We start from the raw sequence: 16,870 nt of genomic DNA, 5'->3' as shown, positions 1-16,870 counted from the left end.
TTCTTGGCTTTCGCACGCGCGATAGCGGCAGCGACTGCAGCCTTTTTCGGATCCCCAATTTCTTGTGTTTTTTCCACCGCACTTTCTGCTGCGTGAGCAGTGTCACCGTCGATAGGTTCAGATTGTTGGGCGGCTTTTTTGGCTTTCGCTCGCGCGATAGCGGCAGCAACCGCAGCCTTTTTCGGATCCCCCATTTCTTGTGTTTTTTCTACCGCACTTTCTGCTGCGAGGGCGGTGTCATCGGCGATAGGCGCAGATTGTTGCGCAGCTTTCTTAGCTTTCGCACGCGCGATAGCGGCTGCAACAGAGGCTTTCTTTGTTTCTATTTCTGACTCTGCCGAAAGAATATTGTCGCTTTGGGTTGTGTCTTGTGAAACATGGTGTTCTTTGGCTAAACGACGGGCTTTACGTTGTGCCATAATTTCACGATTATCAGGTAAAACCTCGCCTGATTCAGAGACGATTGTCTTTTGATGTGTTTCAATCGTATTTTCGTTGCTCTCTAGCTCTTTTTTGGCTTTTAAACGCGCTAAAGCAGCTTGTACAGGATCAACACCTTGTGTTTTAGCTAAGGCTTCCCGACGGTTTTCTGCCGCTTTACGCGCACGAGCTTCGCGCTCTTGTTTTTCTTTTTCGAGACGCGCTTGACGGGCTTCAAAACGAATTTTCGCTTCTTCTGCTTGTTTTGCTTTTTCTTTAATATCCCAAATTTTGGCTTTTTCTTGTCGGAAATATTGGATTAATGGAATATGGCTTGGGCAAACATAAGCACACAAACCGCATTCAATACAATCAAATAAGGAATATTCTTCTGATTTATCATGATCCTCTGCGCGAGCAAACCAATACATTTGCTGTGGCATGAGTTTTACAGGGCAAGCATCGGAACATGCGGAACAGCGAATACAAGAACGCTCAGGCTCTGGTGGCGCATACTCAAAATGATCTGGAGCAATGAGACAGTTCGTCATTTTGGTTACAGGCGCATTCAAATTAGGCAAAATGAAGCCCATCATTGGCCCTCCCATAAAGACAGGGAGGCGTTCATCGTATTGATAATCGACTTGTTGTAATAGGTGATAAATAGGTGTACCAAAACGCGCCCAAACATTACGAGGCAATGGGAGTTTGTCTCCGGTTAAAGTGACTACTCGTTCAATTAAAGGCTCGTCATTTATGATGGCTCTTTTTATTGCGAAAGCCGTACCGATATTTTGCATTAATATGCCAATCGCAGAGGAATGCTGGCCTTTTGGCACTTCCATACCGGTAAGAATTTGAATTAATTGTTTGGATGCGCCAGAAGGATATTTGGTTGGAATAACCCGCACTTCAATATCGTTAGCACCGTGTAACGCGTTATTTAGGGCTTCAGTGGCTTCAGGTTTATTATCTTCAATGGCGATAACCACTTTTTCTGGGCGCAGGATATAACGCAGAATACGAATACCTTCAATGATTTCATCGGGATGATCGCGCATTAAACGATCATCACAAGTAATATAAGGTTCACATTCCGCCCCATTAATGATGAGCAATTTAGTTTGCTTTTCTGCATGATGGATTTTCGCTGCAGTAGGAAAAGCCGCACCACCAAGCCCAGCAATACCGGCTTGGTAAATTTTTTCAATCAGTTGTTCAGGTTCAACACTTAGGAAGTCTTCAATTGGTGATTGTTCAATCCAACGATCTTCCCCATCTGCACACAAATGGATTGTTGTTTCAGATAAGCCTGAAGGATGGGCTGCAACATAAGGTTCTATTGCGATAATTTTACCGGATGTAGGCGCATGGATTGGAAGTTGGCGCAAACCGTCTCCCTGAGTCAACGCTTGTCCTTTGAGTACAGATTGGCCAACATGGACAAGGATATTCCCTGCGCTGCCTGCATGTTGTTTAACTGGAATATAGAAGTTTTGCGGTAACGGCAAATGACTAATAGGCGTACCATTTGACTGTGACTTCATTTCAGGCGGATGAATGCCTCCGGGAAAATCCCAAAGTTGTCCTGAATTAAAACGGGTGAGTACATCGCTCATGTATGTTTCTCCGTTTTTTCAACATTGCCGGTGACAATATGTTTGGTTTGTGGGTTCATCACAGGAATGACTAAGTTTGGATCAAATTTCCAATTCCAATGTTCAATATTTTGTTCAACTTTAATCATATGAATACAATCAGTTGGACAGGGAGCAACGCACAGCTCACAGCCTGTACACAAATCTGGGATAATAGTATGCATTGCTTTGTTTGTGCCGATAATCGCATCTACCGGACAGGCTTGAATGCATTTTGTACAACCGATACACATATCTTCATGGATAAACGCGACCATTTGTGCCGGTGTTTCATCGTCAAAATCGGTTTTAGGAACCTCTACGCCAAGTAAATCAGCGAGCTTTACCACTAAAGGTTGTCCACCGGGGACACATTTTGTAATGGTATCTCCGTTAGCAATGGCTTCTGCATAAGGTTTACAACCGGGATAACCACATTGCCCACATTGGCTTTGTGGTAGTAGGGCATCAATTTGTTCTACAATCGGATCCGCTTCGACTTTTAGTTTTATGGAAGCGAAGCCTAATATCGCTCCGAAGATCAAGGCGAGGATTGCAATAATACCAATTACATAATAAATAGTCGGAAGCTGGGTCATTATTTCACCAACCCGGCAAAGCCCATAAATGCGAGAGACATTAAACCTGCGGTAATTAAAGCGATAGAAGCGCCTTGAAATGGCTGAGGGACATCAGCTGCCGCCAGACGTTCACGCAAAGCAGCAAACAAAACTAATACTAAAGAAAAACCCAGTGCTGCACCAAATCCATAGACCACGGATTGAGTTAAATTATTAGCAAGATTCACGTTTAATAAGGCCACGCCAAGTACCGCACAGTTCGTTGTGATTAGGGGTAAGAAAATGCCTAATAAGCGATAGAGGGTTGGGCTAGTTTTGTGAATGACCATTTCAGTAAATTGCACGACGACAGCAATGACAAGAATAAAAATCAGAGTGCGTAAGAAGGTCGCATTTAATGGCGCTAAAATATAAGTATCAACTAAGTAAGACGAAAGGGAGGCAACAGTTAACACAAATGTTGTAGCCAACCCCATACCAATAGCGGTTTCTACTTTTTTAGATACGCCCATAAATGGACATAGTCCAAGAAACTTTACCAACACAAAGTTATTAATCAGTGCGGTACTAATGAGCAGTAAAATATATTCGGTCATAAATGGTTCTGTAAATTCGTGCTACAAGTCGACATTCGGAGATCGTTTATTTAGCGATCTATAACCCTATATTATCCCTGTTTTAATGCCGAAGAACAATAGAAAACAAGAATATTCCTTGAATTGGGTAGGTTTAACGTGCAATTGGTGATGGCAAAGGTTCAGGTTCACCAAGAAAGTGCGGTTCTTTTTCAATTAATAAATCCCAAATAGCCATTAAGCGTGCAAAAAATTCTCGAAAGCGCACGAAGCTATAGCCACTAGGGTATTCAGCGGCAAAGCAAATCGCATCAATATTATGATATTTGGCGATAAATAAAGCCCGTTCACAATGAAATTTTTGCGTGATAATGGTAATAGAATGCGCTTTAAACACTTGCTCGGCACGGATAACTGAATCTAGGGTGCGGAAGCCAGCATAATCTAAATATAAGAACTCTGCGGGTATCCCCATTTTGCGCAAATCACGAAACATTGTTCTTGGTTCATTATATTGCAATGTCCGGTTATCGCCACTGAGCAGTAAATAATCTACTTTGCCTTGTCGATAAAGTTGTTGAGCGGCCTCTAAGCGGTGTTGATAAAACAAATTGGGGGTATTTTTAGCAAAATACTTTGAAGTACCAAGTACAAGACCATATGGCCGATAGGGTATGGTTTTGCTATCAGTATAAATCCCTTGTCGAACGTAAAAACCAATGGCTTGGTCAATGAGAATAAGTAAGAAAAAACAAATAAATCCCAGTCCAATAACGCAGCGTAATAGGCCTTTGTAGCGAATAAAAATAGCTGTAAAGTGTTTTATCATAGCGCGTGTTGGAGCAAGGAACAATCTTTTCATCATGATGATTACAATAATGAAAAAGTGCGGTAAATACAAGTGATAATTTTTAAAAGCAGTGGAGAAGTATAGAAGTTTAAAAATCTAGAAGTTTAGATGGCTAAAATTGCTTGACAAGAATATAGGTGCGCGCTAGTTTATACACATAAAAATAACAAGATAGGGAAGCCCATGGCAGTAAAGCACGTCACTCTTTTTACCGAAGAACCATTATATTTGGTATTTGGTGGGCAGCTACAGAATTTAGAAGTTGCTTATCAAACCTATGGAAAACTGAATCAAGCAAGAGATAATATTGTGTTGATTTGTCATGCTTTAACGGGAGATGCGGAACCTTATTTTGATAAAGCTAGCGGTCAAGAAGGGTGGTGGCAACACTTTATGGGCGATGACTTAGCCCTTGATACAACAAAATATTTTTTTATTTGTTCGAATGTACTCGGCGGGTGTAAAGGCACAACAGGGCCGGCATCAATTAATCCAGATACAGCGCAACCCTATGGCAGTTTATTTCCTAAAATTACGGTACAAGATATTGTAAAAGTGCAAAAAGCATTATTGGATAATTTAGGCATTCACCATTTACGTGCCGTTATCGGCGGCTCTTTTGGTGGGATGCAAGCAACCCAATGGGCGATTGATCACCCTGATTTTGTGGATAATGTGATCAATTTATGCTCTTCGCTATCTTTGAGTGCAGAGGCGATTGGTTTTAATCATGTGATGCGACAAGCCATTATTAACGATCCGAATTTTGCGGGGGGCGATTATTATGACGGGCAACCGCCTCATCAAGGGTTGTCGATTGCAAGAATGCTTGGAATGTTGACTTATCGCACGGATATCCAGTTGGCTAAAGCCTTTGGTCGTGTAACGAAATCAGAAGGGCAATTTTGGGGAGATTATTTTCAAGTTGAGTCTTATCTTAGCTATCAAGGAAAAAAATTTTTGACACGCTTTGATGCAAATAGCTATTTACATTTAATTCGCGCGTTGGATCTGTATGAGCCGAGTTTAGGCTATGCGGATACAAAGTCAGCACTTGCGCGTATTAAAGCGAATTATACATTAGTATCGGTGATTAATGATCAATTGTTTAAGCAAACAGATTTACGTAAAAGTAAATTATTACTTGAGCAAAGCGGGGTTAGCCTAACGTATTATGAATTTGCTTCTGATTATGGTCATGATGCCTTTTTAGTGGACTATGCAATTTTTGAGAAGCCAATTATAGAAGGTTTAGCGCGAAAGGCTAAAAATCACTAGGCTATTTTTTTAATCCGATCTAGAATAAAGTCATTCCAAATAAGGTGAGTCAAATCACCTATTCACTAAAAAATCAAATAATAAATATCTAAGTAGGTAAACCATGATTGATCCTAATTTATTGCGTAATAATCTTGCGGAAGTGGCTGAACAGTTAAAAACTAAACGTAATTTTGAGCTTGATGTAGCGAAAATTAGCCAATTGGAAGAAAAACGTAAAGCATTACAGATTAAAACAGAAAATCTGCAAGCTGAACGTAATTCACGTTCAAAGGCGATAGGCGCAGCAAAAGCGCGAGGTGAAGATATTCAATCGTTGTTAGCTGAAGTGGATAATATGGGCGTTGAGTTAACATTGGCAAAAACCCATTTAGATGATGTGCTTGCAGAGTTAAATGAGATTGCACTGAATATTCCAAATATACCGGCGAATGAAGTTCCTTTGGGCAAAGATGATTCAGAAAATAAAGAAATTTTACGTTGGGGAACACCAAGAACCTTTGATTTCGAAGTTCAGGATCATGTGGCATTAGGGGAAAGGTTAGACGGTCTTGATTTTGCCGCAGGTGCAAAATTAAGTGGCGCGCGCTTTGCGGTCATGAAAGGTGCGATTGCCAAAATGCATCGTGCATTGTCGCAATTTATGTTAGACCTTCATACTGAACAACATGGCTATGTAGAAACTTATGTGCCGTATTTAGTGAATCATGCTACGCTGTATGGTACTGGTCAGTTACCAAAATTTGGTGAAGATCTGTTTCACACTAAACCATTAGAGGGTGAGGTACCGTTTGCGTTAATTCCAACAGCGGAAGTGCCGGTTACAAACTTGGTTCGTGATGAAATTATTGACACAGATGAACTGCCAATTAAAATGACCGCACATACACCTTGTTTCCGTTCTGAAGCGGGTTCTTATGGGCGTGATACGCGTGGTTTAATTCGTATGCATCAATTTGATAAAGTGGAAATGGTTCAAATTGTCGATCCTGATAAATCTATGGAAGCATTAGAAGAGTTAACAGGGCATGCGGAAAAAGTATTGCAGTTATTAGACTTACCTTATCGTAAAGTGCTTTTATGTACTGGCGATATGGGATTTGGTTCATGCAAAACCTATGATTTAGAGGTTTGGGTCCCTGCGCAAAACACGTATCGTGAAATTTCCTCTTGTTCAAATATGTGGGATTTCCAAGCGCGTCGCATGCAAGCGCGTTGCCGGAGTAAAGGAGATAAGAAAACGCGTTTAGTGCATACCTTAAATGGATCTGGTCTCGCGGTTGGACGTACGCTAGTCGCGGTGCTTGAAAATTATCAGCAAGCCGATGGCTCCATTATTGTGCCAGAAGTACTAAGACCATATATGGGTGGCGTTAGTGTAATCGGGCAGTAAAAGCAAGGATTTGTATGTTATATGGCGCGCTAACCAAAGGGCATAATCCCCTATTGGTTGGCGCGTTTGCTTTTCGGTTTTGGTTATTTTATGCATAATAGCCAGTTAATAGCTGTGCCCAATCTTGTTCGCCGAATTGAATATGCATACGTGTTTTTTCTTTTTGAAAAGAGCGGTGCAATCTGTTTAAGTTTTCCTGTTTCCAAGAATTTCCTGATTTTTGACCGCACTTATCAAAATCAATTAACCAATATTTTTCATTTACGGAATTGTGCTGCACTAGGATATTGTGTGCGTTTAAATCAGAATGGTGGATTTGTAAATCATGTAATTGACGAATTAAAGCGCCAATGTGTTGCCATGCTTTTTCTGATAGGGAGCGGTGTTGTAAAAGTGCGGTGAGATCTTGGGCATTTTCGATTTTCTCAATTAATATATCGGCGCTATAAAAACCAAAAGGTGTTTTTTTTACGCGTGCGCCAATAGGTTTAGGCACTGGAAAATTAGCGAGATATAGTTGGTTTAACAATGAAAACTCTGCAAAACTACGCGTTTTTTCTAGTTGGTTAAAACGATATTTATCTTGGTTAATCTTTCCGATTAGGCCGCCTCTATAGTAGTGACGTAATGCACAATTGAAACCTAAAATATCTTCTGTGTGTATAAACCATGTGGTGCCTCTCCCTTTGGCTGAACCTATAATGCGACCTTGTTGTTGCCAGAATGTAGCGTCGAACCATTGCTCGGGGATGTCGGGTAGGCTGTCGGTATTAAAGAGAAAATATTGATTATTTTGTTGAAACTCGATCATAGTATTTTATTTTTTATTAAATAAGGTTTTTCTATATTGTATTGTAACAGTTAAAAACTATAACAAAGAGAAAGCACTTTGAACATGATAATAAAAGCAAACCCCGCTTATTTTGTCAATAAAATGAAAATTCACCTTGCTTAGAGCCGTTCAATCAAAGAAAAAGTTGCAAAACGTCATTGAGAAATTTAAACTTTAATCTTTAAACGATGTACTTATTGCAATAAACCATTATGAATAATCCGACAAACTCTCCAGAACTGGCTCCTGTTTCTTTGGGAGAACATTGCCGTCAGGCACGTGAAGCCTTAGGGCTTTCTTTAGATGATGTGTCTGAAAAAATAAATTTACGCACAACTATTTTGCAACACATTGAAAATGATGAATTTATTCATCCTGCGATCCCTGCAACGTTTATGCGAGGTTATGTACGTAGTTATGCGAAATTTTTAAGGTTGCCAGAACATTTACTCAATACCGTATCTTATGGTGAAGCGGAGAAAAATGATCTCGGTAAAAATACGCGAGCGAAAAAAGCGGTGAATAACCATTCTTCTCATGGACGTTGGGTGAGTTATTTAACCTGGTTAATTTTGTTAATTGTGATTGGCATGACGTTATTGTGGTGGTGGCAAAATCACCAAAAAACGACAGCAGAGCGTGACAATTTAGTGGAAAATTACGTTGCGACAACAAATAATGCATCAGTTACTGAGCAGACAGAAAACGTATTAGTAAAAGAAAATCATTCAACTGACGAAGTCGTTGCTACAGACTCGACAAATACTGTTGCGGCACCGGTTGATTTACAACCTATCACTTCGGTTAATACTACAGAATCTGAAGTGCTAGAACCAACTACCTCAACGGAAGCCTTGCAAAGCGAGATGAATCGTATTGATAATGCGGAAGAAAATTCAGCACAAGAAAGCAGCAATACAATAGCAGAGGATGTTGCGGTTTTACGAATTGAGATAACCGGTACTAGCTGTTGGATTAGTGTGCGCGATGGTAATCGAAAAGTCTTGGCTGAGAAAGAATATCGTCAAGGAGAAGTCTTGACTTTTAATGAAGGGGAAAACTATTCATTGATTATCGGTGCGCCGGGTAATGTAAAAATCAGTTATCAAGGGAAAGATGTGCCGTTGAAAGTAGATGGGCGAGTAGCACGTTTTAAATTGCCTCAGCAATAATATGGGAAAATTATGTTAGCAAAACCAGATATTAAACGTCGAGAGTCGACGAAAATCTATGTAGGTAATGTGCCGGTTGGTGGCGATGCCCCTATTGCGGTCCAATCCATGACCAATACCCGTACAACAGACGTCGAAGCGACTGTGGCACAAATTAAAGCTCTTGAACGTGTTGGCGCGGATATAGTGCGAGTTTCAGTGCCAACTATGGAAGCTGCAGAAGCATTTAAGTTGATTAAGCAGCAAGTGAATGTGCCACTAGTTGCAGATATTCATTTTGACTATCGAATCGCGCTAAAAGTCGCAGAATATGGCGTAGATTGTTTGCGGATTAATCCTGGTAATATCGGGCGTGAAGATCGTATTCGAGCAGTGGTAGATTGCGCTAAAGATAAGAATATTCCTATTCGTATCGGTGTAAATGCGGGATCGCTGGAAAAAGATTTACAGGAAAAATATGGTGAACCGACACCTGAAGCGCTGTTAGAGTCAGCATTACGTCATGTCGAAATTTTAGATCGCCTAAATTTCGATCAATTTAAAGTGAGTGTCAAAGCTTCAGATGTGTTTTTAGCTGTGGAGTCTTATCGTTTGTTGGCGAAAGCAATTAAACAGCCATTGCATTTAGGTATTACAGAGGCGGGTGGAGCGCGAGCTGGAGCAGTGAAAAGTGCGGTCGGTTTAGGCATGCTTTTATCTGAAGGGATTGGTGACACTTTACGCGTATCATTAGCGGCGGATCCTGTAGAAGAAATTAAAGTCGGTTTCGATATCCTAAAATCATTGCGAATTCGTTCGCGGGGGATTAATTTTATTGCTTGCCCGACTTGTTCTCGTCAGGAATTTGATGTTATTGGGACGGTCAACGCGTTAGAGCAGCGCTTGGAAGACATTATTACACCGATGGATGTTTCAATTATTGGTTGTGTAGTGAACGGTCCTGGAGAGGCCTTAGTCTCAGATTTAGGTGTGACCGGTGGTAATAAGAAAAGTGGTTATTATTTAGATGGTGAACGTCAAAAAGAACGGTTTGATAACGATCAATTGATTGACCAACTTGAAGCGAAAATTCGTGCTAAAATTGCGATGCAAGATCCGAATCAACGCATTCTTTAGCTAAAACATCGTCATTTTAAAGACAAAATAAATTATATTGAAAGGAAATCTAGTGGCAAAAACAATTCAAGCAATTCGAGGCATGAACGATTGCTTACCAACCGAGACACCTTTATGGCAGTGGGTGGAAAGTAAGATTCGTCATGTATTGGCAAGTTACGGTTATGCCGAAATCAGAATGCCTATTGTAGAAAGTACACCGCTATTTGCGCGAGCAATTGGTGACGAAACTGATGTTGTGAATAAAGAAATGTTTACTTTCCGCGATAATGCAGATGAGCTATTGAGTTTACGTCCGGAAGGGACTGCCGGATGTGTGCGAGCGGGTATTGAACACGGTTTATTATATAACCAAGAACAACGTTTATGGTATATGGGGCCAATGTTCCGTTATGAGCGCCCACAAAAAGGAAGATATCGTCAGTTCCATCAGGTTGGCGTAGAGATTTTTGGTATTGCAAATCCTGAAATTGATGCCGAATTGATTATGTTGACTGCTCGTTTGTGGAAGGAACTGGGTATTTTTGAGCATGTTAAACTAGAGCTTAATTCTATTGGTTCATTAGAATCTCGTCGCAATTACAGCCGTGATTTAGTGGCATTTTTACAGAATCATCTTGATGTGCTGCAGCAAGATCCGGACTGTGTGCGCCGTTTAACAACGAATCCACTACGCATTTTAGATACTAAAAATGCAGCTATTCAGGCTGTGTTAAATAATGCGCCAAAATTGCATGATTATTTAGATGAAGAGGCGCGTGAACATTTTAGTACTTTATGCGGTTTATTAGATGCATTAGGGATTCAATATACGATTAATCCAAAATTAGTGCGTGGTTTAGATTATTATAATAAAACCGTGTTTGAATGGGTGACGACGGCATTGGGCGCACAAGGCACAGTATGTGGTGGCGGGCGCTATGATGGCTTAGTGGAGCAGCTTGGTGGTCATGCAACAGAAGGCGTTGGCTTTGCTATGGGGCTAGAGCGGCTTATTTTATTAGTACAAGAAGTCAATGGGAATATTGTGACGGCAAATCCGGTTGATGTGTATATTGTATACTCGGGTGAAGGGACAACGATTGCTGCATTTTTATTGGCAGAAAAACTTCGCTCAGAAGCACCGCACTTACGCACAATGCTGCACTGTAGCGGTGGGGCATTTAAAAAACAGTTTAAGCGTGCTGATAAAAGTGGCGCTCAATTTGCTTTAGTGATCGGAGAAACTGAGGTACAAGCTCAAAATGTGTTAGCGAAGCATCTCGTTTCAGGCGAGCAAGAGACCGTAGCAGTCGCTGATATTGTGGCTTATTTAACGAATAAATTGTAATTAAGAGGAAAAGAAGATGGCGTATAACGCAGAAGAAGAACAAGAACTTGAACAGTTAAAGAGTTGGTGGAAAGATAATTATGTGGTCATCATTTTAGCTGTTGTCGTTACATTTGCAGGGGTATTTGGTTGGCGTTATTGGCAAGCTCATCAGGCCAATAAAATTCAAGAAATTTCAGCTGAATATGATCGATTAATTTATGGAAATCAAGGCATCGCTGCGAAGGAAGCGCAATTATCAGAATTCTTGAAAAACAATGAAAAAACCAGTTATGCAGTACTGGCATTATTGGATCAGGCAAAACAGGCAGTAGAAAATAAAGACTTTGCTCAAGCAGAAAAAGCCTTAAAGCAAGCGACACAAGAATCGGATGATCACATTTTGCAGTCTATTGTCGCAATTCGATTGGCCGCAGTGGAGTATCAACAAGGAAAATATGATGCTGCGTTGGAGAGCTTGCATTTGGTAAAAGATGCGGCATGGAATAGTCGCAAGCACTTGATGACAGGGGATATTTGGCTCGCGAAAGGCGATAAAATGACTGCAAAAGCGAGTTATGAATTAGCTAAAGAGCATGCGACTCCGTTAGAGCAGCAATGGTTACAAGTGCGGTTAAATAATTTGTAGTTTTTATCTTATTTTAAGCACAATAAAGGTTATTATCAGAGGATAATAACCTTTTTTTGTTGAAAATATCATTTGCTTAGATAATTTGGGTTTGTTTAATCGTTTTTAAATACTATTTGAGCCAGCCTCACCCTCACTTATTATATTATCCGCACCGTTTTGCTTAATCTTAAAATGAATGTATTTGGCGATATAAACGTAGAATAAATAAAAATTTTGCAAGCGAGTTCTCAAAATTGAAAAAATTAAATTGAGTTTTTTAAAAATTTATTTATAGTTTTACTCCAATTTTTGTTGTTTTTTATGAATAAAATGCTTCAATATGGAGGGGAACTATGAAAAAATCCAAGTTAATGCGTAAAACAGCTTTAGCAGTGCTGGTTTCATCTTCTATTATGTCTAGCGCATGGGCAGATCCTATCTTTGACTTGTCTAATACACGTGACATTGCAGTAGTCGATGTAACGGATCAATTTACCCAAGGGAATGCTTTTTCTTTGGGAAGTGGTTCGTTGACGTTTCGTTTTAAAAACGCATCACATACAGGCTATGGCACGTTATTAGGGGTATCTGATCCTGCTGTAGACGATCGTTATGTATGGTTTTATACCAATAGAACTCCACAAGGCGATACATTCGGGATTGAAATTCGTGATGGTAATCATCGCTTAGTACCTAATAATCAACTGGTTACCGCACCGATAGCGAATACAGCCGATGGCTACCATACGGTGACTTATACCTTTGATAAAGACGAACAAAAAATTAAAATTTACGTAGACGGTGTTTTACGTAAAACAGCGAACTCCTCCAAGTTTTTTGAAGATATACCGGGACTAAATACCGCGTATGTTGGTCGTACTCAGCGACTCAGCCAAAACCCAAATCAGTTAGCGGGTAATGTGTTTTATTCTGGCGTGGTCTCAAATGTATTGTCTGAAGATGAAATTGCTGCTCAACATAATGAGCTAGTGGAACGTCAGGCTTATGCTTTTTCTAAAAAACAACATCTCGGTGTATTACACACAGACGCTGAAGGCATGTTTGTTCCGGGCCAAAATGGTTCAAGAAATTATCGTATTCCCTCCTTGTTGACGACTCAAAGTGGCGTTGTCATTGCGGCGATTGATAAGCGTAATGAGCATTCTGCGGACTGGGGAGATATTGATATTGCTATTCGTCGTAGTTTAGATGGTGGGAAAACCTTTGAAACAGATCAGGTGATCATGGATTTAGTTTCTCAGGCGAGTTTAAATGGACAGAATTCAGCATTATTAATTGATGCCGTGATGACACAAGATAAAAATACGGGACGTGTTTTTATGTTAGTGGATATGTTCCCTGAGTCTCAGGCGCTCTTTGGCATGTTTAGTAACTCACAAGCCAGTTTTGAATCTGAAAGTACAGGGCATTTAAAAGTAGGTGATAAATATTATCGTATGTTAACTGATGTGAATGGTAAACGCTTCACCTTACGTGATGATAATATTGTTTATAATTTACTTGGTGAGAAAACCGATTATCGTGTTGTAACAGAAGGTGACCCAAGTATCGCTTTCCGAGATTTAGGGGATATTTATCAAATCAGCACGGGAAACAAGGTTGGTAATATTTTCCTGAAACAAAATGGAAGTAATGCGAATGCGCCGTTTAAAGCACACTATACCAGTTATTTATGGTTAACTTATAGTGATGATGATGGTGCAACATGGTCTAGTCCACAAGATATTACGCCACAAGTGAAAGAAGAATGGATGCGTTTTTTAGGTACTGGACCGGGAACGGGGATTCAGCTTAAAAATGGTAATTTAGTCTTACCGGTCTATTTTACCAATCGTGATAATAAACAATCGGCTGCGCTTATTATTAGTGAAGACGGAGGCAAAACATGGAAACGTGGTGCTTCACCGAACGATGCTTATTTAGATGAAATCGGAGGCGCGCGTTATTTACAAGATAATGCCTATGAATTAACAGAATCACAAGTAATTGAGTTAGATAATGGACAACTCAAAATGTTTTCCCGTAACCGTAGCGGTAGAGTCATTATTTCTACCAGTTATGATGGTGGAATGACATGGGCGAAGAATGAAAGATTTAGAGATTCTGTATTGCTTGATCCATATTCACAAATGTCAGTGATTAAGTATTCCAAGAAAATTCGAGGCAAAGAACATGTAGTATTTGCTAACCCTCATGCAAGTAATCGTACGAATGGTATGGCTTGGTTAGGTGAGGTTCAGGACGATGGTAGTATTGAATGGAAATATAATACGCTCATTTCAGGTGGGGCATATGCTTATAATAGCTTAACTGAATTGCCGAATGGAGATGTAGGATTACTGTATGAAGGCGCAAACGGCCGCATTGAGTATGTCCGCTTTAACTTACAAGATTTACTCTGGCACGATAATTTGATTTATCGCGATGCGCGTAACACTGAAAATCAGAATGTTTCATTAGATAATGATAACCCTGCAAGAGGGGAAGTGTTCTATAAAATTGGCGATGGTGAAATGATTAAAGTCGGTAATGGCATTAATCATGATAGTCTTGTGGTGGAAGAAGGGATTGCCACATTAGCACAGGAAGCCGATGCACAAAACAACAAACAGGCTTATGCAGATGTGTTCGTACTGAGTAAAGGCTTGTTAAGATTAAGTTCAGCCGATCAAATGCCGACAGGAAATATTCATCTTGATGAAGGGACATTAGATTTAAATGGCAACACTTTGGCTATTGCGAATGTGGATGAAACCGATAAATCTGGATTGCATGTGTCTGAGTTAAAAGGGAATATTGTAAACCATAATGATAGCCAAGAGGCTACGTTAGTTTATGAGCAAAGTGGCAATCAGCAAATTACAGGGACAGTAGGTGAGTATGATGCGGGTAAATTAAACCTGATTTATCAGCCAAGTGCGGTGGATTCTGCATTAGTTTTAACGGGAAATAGTGTATTAAATGTAATCGAGGTGAAAAGTGGCTCTGTCAGTTATGCACCAAATACATTCAATACCGCAGAAGTTGCTCATATTCGTTCGCAGGCAAGCTTAAAGTTAGATGGTAATGTTGTGGCAGACATTCGCCAACTCAATCTAGAGCCGAATGCGCGTTTGGAGGCGAATATTCTTGAGGACCAAATGATATTGTTAGATACTGAAACGGTATCAGGCAAAGGGGAGTTTATTAAACGCGGTCAAGGTACTTTGGCATTTGCAGGGACAGTAAATGAGTTAGCAAAAGTTGATATTCAGGCGGGGACTTTCGCCATGATGAAAGATGCTAACGGAAAAGCGCCAGTCATTAATGCGCCTCTGACTCTCGGTGAAAATACGCGTTTTGCCGGCGAAGCAACGGTTACAGGCAAAACGATTTGGTCTAAAGGTTCTGTTATTTCCCCATCAGTGATTGAACCATTTATTGAGTTAAATGATCTCGATCGTTCGACAAATACCTTTGCTCCAAGTGTGCAAACGTTTGGCGATGTGGAAAATCAAGGGACTGCAAGAATTCCATTACGTGTGAATAATAATACGGAAGATATGAGCCAATGGGAATCTGATAAAGTGATTATTACTGGGGATTTAAGTTCAACCGTTGATAATCCAACATCGGTAGATGTTTATTTACTTGGTCAAGCATCAGGGAAATCAGATACCAATAGTAATGGAAAATACGATGCGAATGAAGGAACGGAGTTAATCCGTGTAGATGGTCTAAGCTAGGTGAGTCGTTTTGCTTTAGGCGGCGTGTATGATCGTAATAATCCTCAAAGTGCGGTAAATAGTTTATATAATTTTGAGTTAGTTACGATTGATAAAGGTGTGGTTGACGATGCTTATCACTATCGTCTTTATAATCAATTGATTACCGAAGATGGAAAACCGCTTTCTAATGTGGTACGGAAAGAGGTAGATTCAACGCCAGCGCCAACACCAGCACCGGAACCAACGCCGACACCAGCGCCAACGCCAGCACCGGAACCAACGCCGACACCTGCGCCAACACCGGCACCAACGCCGACACCAACGCCGACACCAGCGCCAACGCCGGCACCAACACCGGCACCAACGCCGGCTCCAGCGCCAGCACCGGAACCAACACCAACGGCACCGGCACGTGAGAGTATTAAAGCCGATACGCCGTCTTATTTAGTCGCACAAACAGCGCTATTTGAGCAAGCTAAGCAGTTGGATCATGTCTTTAGTCAGAATTTATGGCGTAAAGATAAGAAAGGTTTCTATGTGGCACAGCAACATAGCCATGCGAATTATCAATCTAATCTGAATTTTGTCGATTATGGATATGGTTATAAATCCAATAAAAACAGTACGTTATTTGGCGCTTATGTACCATTAAGTGAAAATACGGAATTACATGGAGGTATTGCATTCACGAATAATAAAGTGAAGCCGCAGGCCGCTGATGGAGAAAGTACGACCAAATATAAAACGACCTCATTATTGTTAGCCACTCACCATGAATGGGATAATTATTTGTTGAACCTCAAAGCGGGTTATCACTGGCATAGAGGTGAAGTATCGGCAAATACCCTTGCCCAAAATGCGAAAATCAAAGGTAAAGCATGGCAGTTAGGTGCTGAAGCGGGTTATCGTATTGATCTCAATGCAGTGAAGTTAATTCCTGTTGTGGGGATTAATTATCAACAATTGAAGTTAGACGTTGATAGTCATCCAACATGGAATGTGACAGCTAAGGATAGTACTTTAGTGAGCCCTTATGCGGGAAGTTATGTAAACTGGGCAAATGATGTTGTTGATTTTAAAGTCGGCGCATTTTATGAACAGAATCAACATAAAGGCACATCTGTATCAGTAGATGATGGCACTCAAACAGTACAGTTTAACTCAGGTAAATTGGGGAATGCTTTATTGTTCAGAGCCAATGCAGATGTTGCTTTGTTAGAGCAATTGAAATTGGGAGTTCAGTTTGATCACCGTCATGGTTTATCAAAAGGTAAAGTGAAACAAAGTCAAATTGCATTAAAATTGGAATATCAATTTAAATAATGCCGAGCGCCATAATAAAAGGTCT

The 16,870-nt window shown here is 40.4% G+C and carries 13 protein-coding genes; 8 read left to right on the top strand and 5 right to left on the bottom strand.

Annotation, left to right across the window (positions count from 1 at the left end; all coding sequences use genetic code 11):
• The 4 genes from rsxC to CVP05_RS10520 form a co-directional block, all read right to left on the bottom strand.
• Positions 1-2,039, bottom strand: a 2,039-nt coding sequence (gene rsxC, locus CVP05_RS10535) for an electron transport complex subunit RsxC (RefSeq protein ID WP_100289527.1), incomplete at its 3' end; no start/stop codon positions are given.
• Entirely contained in the window at positions 2,036-2,656 is a 621-nt protein-coding gene (gene rsxB / locus CVP05_RS10530) for an electron transport complex subunit RsxB (protein WP_100289526.1), read from the bottom strand. The genes rsxC and rsxB, both read right to left, overlap by 4 nt.
• Positions 2,656-3,234: an electron transport complex subunit RsxA gene (rsxA, locus tag CVP05_RS10525; protein WP_100289525.1), complete on the bottom strand. Its 579-nt coding sequence runs from the start codon at positions 3,232-3,234 to the stop codon at positions 2,656-2,658. Before rsxA ends, rsxB begins: the two co-directional genes overlap by 1 nt.
• A 133-nt stretch (positions 3,235-3,367) precedes the next feature.
• Positions 3,368-4,078: a SanA/YdcF family protein gene (locus CVP05_RS10520; RefSeq protein WP_243389239.1), complete on the bottom strand. Its 711-nt coding sequence runs from the start codon at positions 4,076-4,078 to the stop codon at positions 3,368-3,370.
• A gap of 168 nt (positions 4,079-4,246) precedes the next feature.
• Here CVP05_RS10520 and metX point away from each other — a divergent pair, with 168 nt between their 5' ends.
• Both metX and serS read left to right on the top strand, forming a co-directional pair.
• A complete protein-coding gene (metX, locus tag CVP05_RS10515; RefSeq protein WP_100289524.1) occupies positions 4,247-5,341 on the top strand; it encodes a homoserine O-acetyltransferase MetX in 1,095 nt (364 codons plus the stop codon).
• A 103-nt stretch (positions 5,342-5,444) separates the two neighbouring features.
• The gene (gene serS / locus CVP05_RS10510) at positions 5,445-6,734 is read left to right on the top strand and encodes a serine--tRNA ligase (protein ID WP_100289523.1); all 1,290 of its coding nucleotides are present in this window, start codon (positions 5,445-5,447) and stop codon (positions 6,732-6,734) included.
• Positions 6,735-6,822: 88 nt separating this feature from the next.
• On the opposite strand, the gene CVP05_RS10505 is transcribed toward serS, so the two are convergent.
• A complete protein-coding gene (locus CVP05_RS10505) occupies positions 6,823-7,545 on the bottom strand; it encodes a 3-deoxy-D-manno-octulosonic acid kinase (protein ID WP_100289522.1) in 723 nt (240 codons plus the stop codon).
• Positions 7,546-7,778: 233 nt separating this feature from the next.
• On the opposite strand from CVP05_RS10505, the gene CVP05_RS10500 reads away from it, so the two are divergent.
• The 6 genes from CVP05_RS10500 to CVP05_RS10475 all read left to right on the top strand — a co-directional run bounded on the left by CVP05_RS10500 (position 7,779) and on the right by CVP05_RS10475 (position 16,845).
• Entirely contained in the window at positions 7,779-8,738 is a 960-nt protein-coding gene (locus CVP05_RS10500; RefSeq protein WP_100289521.1) for a RodZ domain-containing protein, read from the top strand.
• A gap of 12 nt (positions 8,739-8,750) precedes the next feature.
• Positions 8,751-9,854, top strand: coding sequence for a flavodoxin-dependent (E)-4-hydroxy-3-methylbut-2-enyl-diphosphate synthase (gene ispG, locus CVP05_RS10495; protein WP_207761367.1), 1,104 nt, complete (start codon positions 8,751-8,753; stop codon positions 9,852-9,854).
• Positions 9,855-9,906: 52 nt separating this feature from the next.
• A complete protein-coding gene (gene hisS, locus CVP05_RS10490; RefSeq protein ID WP_100289519.1) occupies positions 9,907-11,184 on the top strand; it encodes a histidine--tRNA ligase in 1,278 nt (425 codons plus the stop codon).
• 16 nt (positions 11,185-11,200) lie between these two features.
• On the top strand, positions 11,201-11,812 hold the full coding sequence (locus CVP05_RS10485; protein WP_100289518.1) for a YfgM family protein: 612 nt from the start codon (positions 11,201-11,203) through the stop codon (positions 11,810-11,812).
• 335 nt (positions 11,813-12,147) lie between these two features.
• On the top strand, positions 12,148-15,540 hold the full coding sequence (locus tag CVP05_RS10480) for an exo-alpha-sialidase (protein ID WP_100289517.1): 3,393 nt from the start codon (positions 12,148-12,150) through the stop codon (positions 15,538-15,540).
• Positions 15,541-16,845, top strand: a complete 1,305-nt coding sequence (locus CVP05_RS10475; RefSeq protein WP_100289516.1) for an autotransporter outer membrane beta-barrel domain-containing protein — start codon at positions 15,541-15,543, stop codon at positions 16,843-16,845.
• The last annotated feature ends 25 nt before the right edge of the window (positions 16,846-16,870 follow it).

Origin of the sequence: Conservatibacter flavescens (assembly GCF_002795425.1) — a bacterium.
Classification (GTDB): Bacteria; Pseudomonadota; Gammaproteobacteria; order Enterobacterales; family Pasteurellaceae; genus Conservatibacter; species Conservatibacter flavescens.
Note: the sequence above shows the minus strand (reverse complement) of the source record. Positions and strands in the feature narration are given on the sequence as shown.

What these genes read in the sequence shown, in the direction of transcription:
- CVP05_RS10480 (WP_100289517.1), top strand. Translation starts at nt 12,148, where the DNA reads ATGAAAAAATCCAAGTTAATGCGTAAAACAGCTTTAGCAGTGCTGGTT.
- metX (WP_100289524.1), top strand. Translation starts at nt 4,247, where the DNA reads ATGGCAGTAAAGCACGTCACTCTTTTTACCGAAGAACCATTATATTTG.
- CVP05_RS10500 (WP_100289521.1), top strand. Translation starts at nt 7,779, where the DNA reads ATGAATAATCCGACAAACTCTCCAGAACTGGCTCCTGTTTCTTTGGGA.
- rsxA (WP_100289525.1), bottom strand. Translation starts at nt 3,234, where the DNA reads ATGACCGAATATATTTTACTGCTCATTAGTACCGCACTGATTAATAAC.
- CVP05_RS10485 (WP_100289518.1), top strand. Translation starts at nt 11,201, where the DNA reads ATGGCGTATAACGCAGAAGAAGAACAAGAACTTGAACAGTTAAAGAGT.
- serS (WP_100289523.1), top strand. Translation starts at nt 5,445, where the DNA reads ATGATTGATCCTAATTTATTGCGTAATAATCTTGCGGAAGTGGCTGAA.
- ispG (WP_207761367.1), top strand. Translation starts at nt 8,751, where the DNA reads ATGTTAGCAAAACCAGATATTAAACGTCGAGAGTCGACGAAAATCTAT.
- CVP05_RS10520 (WP_243389239.1), bottom strand. Translation starts at nt 4,078, where the DNA reads ATGATGAAAAGATTGTTCCTTGCTCCAACACGCGCTATGATAAAACAC.
- rsxB (WP_100289526.1), bottom strand. Translation starts at nt 2,656, where the DNA reads ATGACCCAGCTTCCGACTATTTATTATGTAATTGGTATTATTGCAATC.
- CVP05_RS10505 (WP_100289522.1), bottom strand. Translation starts at nt 7,545, where the DNA reads ATGATCGAGTTTCAACAAAATAATCAATATTTTCTCTTTAATACCGAC.